This is a genomic window from Chitinimonas sp. BJB300 (assembly GCF_002735695.1).
Taxonomy (GTDB): Bacteria; Pseudomonadota; Gammaproteobacteria; order Burkholderiales; family Chitinimonadaceae; genus Chitinimonas.
This window is the reverse complement of record NZ_PDZH01000226.1, coordinates 1-3,616: the sequence shown is the minus strand read 5'-3', so window position 1 is coordinate 3,616 and position 3,616 is coordinate 1. Positions and strand designations below refer to the sequence as shown.

The window sequence follows — 3,616 nt, the reverse complement described above, 5'->3', positions numbered from 1 at the left end:
TGAATGCCTGAGCATCAAGACGCAGAAGAACCCATTCGCACTTTGCCGCAAGTTACTGATCAACGCCTCCCGCGCGGCTTATGATCAGTTACAGCTGCTTCTCGCAGCTACTGCGTAACATCAGATACTAACAATCTACCCACGGGCCCGCCAATGAACGAAAGCGAATTTCTCAACCTTAGCGACCGTATCTTCGATCAAATCGAAACCGCACTGGATGCCGGCGAGTTTGATGTTGACCTGAATCGCAACGGCAATGTCCTGGAAATCGAATTCGAAGACGACAGCAAGATCGTCGTCAATCGACATGCTGCCAACCAGGAAATCTGGCTAGCGGCTCGCTCCGGTGGCTTTCACTATCGATTACAGGACGGTGCTTGGAAAAGTACACGCGACAACTCTGAATTCTTTACCCAGTTGACCGAACTGATCCATAACCAGACTGGTGCCACTCCGACGTTCTGAATCTATTGCTTCACAACGATCTCCACCACGCATGCCAGACTGGTTAACCGCTATTGCAGTTGAATATGGCCTCATGGGCTTGTTCGCATCCGGCCTATTATCTTGCTACCTTGCTACCGGGCAATTCCGAGCTGGCACTGGCATTTATGCTGCACCAGCAACCCAACCGCTGGCTAGCCGCAGTGCTCTGCGTCACAGCAGGCAATATCTTGGGCAGTCTGAGTAGCTATTGGATTGGGAGCTACTTCCGGAAATTCAAACCGCGCGCAGTTGAGCACCTCTCGCCACAAGCCCTGGCACTACTGAACCGTTACGGGAACATCACACTATTGCTAGCCTGGCTTCCTTTAATTGGTGATGCCCTATGCTTTGCTGCAGGCTGGCTAAACCTCCCAAAATCATTTGCCATATTATTAATTTCTCTTGGAAAATCAATCCGTTACATATTAATCAGCTTGCCATTCATTCTTTAAACCGACGTATAAGGCACAATTAATTATGTAGAAATATATTCCTAATATCATGATCACACATAGCAGGATACAATTAACTTCCTCCGGTAATCGGTGGCCAAGCTGATACCGTCTAATCAATTCCCACCCACATGACACTATTGAGGAAGCCCCTTATTTCCTTCTCTTCGTCTGGCGAACAGAATATGGACGCAATATTCCCCGTTTATTACGGTGCGGTTAACGAGTGAGCTATCCGTTTGTGTTGCATTGCCGCAACCACCAAATTTCCCGAAAAATAAATTAATAATTGTTTAAAATCAAAAACTTAAAAACAATTAGCACCCAAAAAGTTGCAAAGCAAATGTTATATGCAGCTTGTTGGCTCGTTGCTTAGAGCACTTATCGCCGCCTATCATACCCCTGTACTGTACTGCTCCACTAGAATAAGCAGTCTGATTTGCTACACCGCCTTTCCAAACTTTTCTTAAAGGAAGACGCAATGAACAAGAAATTCATCGCCCTCGCCATCGCTGCTGCGATTGCGCCTGCGGCATTTGCTGCTGATGAAGTGGTTCTGTACGGTCAAGTGAACGTAGCGCTGGTTGCTGACAACAGCAAAGACAGCAATTTCGGTATCGACAACCAAGGTTCACGCCTTGGCGTCAAGGGTACCGAATCGCTGGGCAACGGCATGAACGCTTGGTTCCAAATCGAAAGCGGTGTTGCACCTGACGATGCAAGCAAAGCCGGTTTTGCGACACGCGAAGGCTGGGTTGGCTTGAAGAGCAGTGAGTTCGGCGGCATTCAACTTGGTCGTGGTAAAAGCGCCTATACCAAGGCCTATGAAGAGTTCGATCCTTGGTATCAGGATGACAGCTTCGGTATCAATGGTTTTGACCAACTGGGTTATACCGGTAATGCAGCGCTAGTTCCGGATAGAGGTGACGGCGGCTACAAATATCGCACCGACAATACAGCCCGTTACACCTACTCCATGCCTGGCTTAGATGTGATGGTTGATTACTCGGTTGGCGAAAATAAGAACAAGATTGCTGGCCAGAAAGAAGCCACAAATCTGAGCTACTACGTTAAGGGAACGATAGCTGACTGGTGGTATATTGTTGGCGCTAATATGGCTCGCAATGCAAACTTCAGAGATACTAATGGTGATGGCAAGGGGGACACTTGGGCACCGGGTGCCAAGTTGAACAACGTTCTCCTTGGTGGCGGTACTTCCTTTGGTGACTTAGCCATCGGTGCCGGCTTCCAACGTCATGTATATTCTGAAACTGGCTACGGTACCAACAAGCGTAACAGCGTTTTGGTCAACGCCATGTACAACCTGGAAGGCAATTCACTGTACGGTGGCATCATCATGGCCGACAAACTCAAGTACGGCAGCGTCAAGATGGCCGATAGCCGCTATATCCGCTACGGTCTTGGTTTGGCTGTACCGATGTCTAAACGTACCAATATCGTGACCGAATATATGGCTACGGATTACTCTGGCACCCAGAAAGACAAGTCTTACTTCTCGGTAGGTGCTTACCACTCCTTCTAATCGTTCCCACAACGATTAAGGCGTAAACAAAAGAGGCAGCCCAGGCTGCCTCTTTTGTTTGTAGGATGCTTGTGAAACCATCAGTGCACTTTATCCATCCAACCGTTTTTCACACAATCAAAGGAGAAATCATGCTGCGAGAGTTCAAAGAATTCGCTATGCGAGGCAATGTGGTTGACCTTGCAGTGGGGGTAATCATTGGTGGCGCTTTCGGCAAGATTGTCGATTCGCTGGTCAAGGATGTGATCATGCCGCCCATAGGCTGGATGCTGGGCAACGTGGATTTCACCAACCTGTTTATTGTCTTGAAGGAAGGCGCCAAAGCTGCTGCGCCTTACGAGACACTCAAAGCTGCACAGGATGCGGGCGCCATTACCATCAACATCGGCCTATTCGCCAATGCCATCATCAGCTTCACTATCGTTGCATTCGCCGTATTTTTGCTGATCCGTACATTGAACAAGCTCAAGCGTGAAGAAACACCCGTCGCCACCTCACCTGTCACCAAAGAATGTGAGTTCTGCTTCAGCGCAGTACCGGTAAAGGCGACGCGTTGCCCTTGCTGTACATCGCAACTCAGTTAAGCGATTCCGTGTAACCGTGCATCTCGGCTCTGCACTAACCTAGAACCACTCGTAAAAACAAGCAGATACTAAAAGCGCTCAAAAACTACGCCAAGACAAGACGGATATCACGGATAAGGCACCAATATGCAACAACTTATCGTACTTGGTGGCGGTGGCTTTTCTATGGAGAAGTCTCCACTTCTCGATCAGTATTTTCTCTGCGCCACAGGTAAGAAAAAACCGCGCATCTGCTTTATGCCCACAGCCAGTGGCGATGCGGAAAACCACCTCCTCAAGTTTTACGCTGCCCACGCAAGCTACCACTGCCTAGCCAGCCATCTTTCCTTGTTTCGGCCACATATCCGAGACATCGCCAGCTACCTGCTGGAACAAGATGCCATTTTCGTCGGCGGCGGAAACACCAAATCGATGTTGGCGCTATGTAAGCAATGGGATGGACCCCTCCTCACCTAAGCGGCATCTAGGTGCCAGACTGGTAGTTCCGACCACCAGTCAACGGTAAAGAGGAGTCCACCATGAAGAGTATTCGAGTTGGCGTCGATTTGGCA

The 3,616-nt window shown here is 49.0% G+C and carries 5 protein-coding genes; all 5 read left to right on the top strand.

The features are described 5' to 3' along the window. Window positions 1-153 precede the first annotated feature (153 nt). The 5 genes from cyaY to CSQ89_RS20460 all read left to right on the top strand — a co-directional run bounded on the left by cyaY (window position 154) and on the right by CSQ89_RS20460 (window position 3,521). Window positions 154-465, top strand: a complete 312-nt coding sequence (cyaY, locus tag CSQ89_RS20480) for an iron donor protein CyaY (RefSeq protein WP_099407850.1) — start codon at window positions 154-156, stop codon at window positions 463-465. 65 nt (window positions 466-530) lie between these two features. After that, the gene (locus tag CSQ89_RS20475) at window positions 531-938 is read left to right on the top strand and encodes a YqaA family protein (protein ID WP_099407849.1); all 408 of its coding nucleotides are present in this window, start codon (window positions 531-533) and stop codon (window positions 936-938) included. Between the two features lie 481 nt (window positions 939-1,419). Beyond that, on the top strand, window positions 1,420-2,481 hold the full coding sequence (locus CSQ89_RS20470) for a porin (protein ID WP_099407848.1): 1,062 nt from the start codon (window positions 1,420-1,422) through the stop codon (window positions 2,479-2,481). A gap of 131 nt (window positions 2,482-2,612) precedes the next feature. Beyond that, the gene (mscL, locus tag CSQ89_RS20465) at window positions 2,613-3,065 is read left to right on the top strand and encodes a large-conductance mechanosensitive channel protein MscL (RefSeq protein WP_099407847.1); all 453 of its coding nucleotides are present in this window, start codon (window positions 2,613-2,615) and stop codon (window positions 3,063-3,065) included. Window positions 3,066-3,191: 126 nt separating this feature from the next. After that, window positions 3,192-3,521 carry a Type 1 glutamine amidotransferase-like domain-containing protein gene (locus CSQ89_RS20460; protein WP_099407846.1) on the top strand — a complete coding sequence of 110 codons (330 nt, stop codon included), beginning with the start codon at window positions 3,192-3,194 and terminating at the stop codon, window positions 3,519-3,521. Window positions 3,522-3,616: the final 95 nt, after the last annotated feature.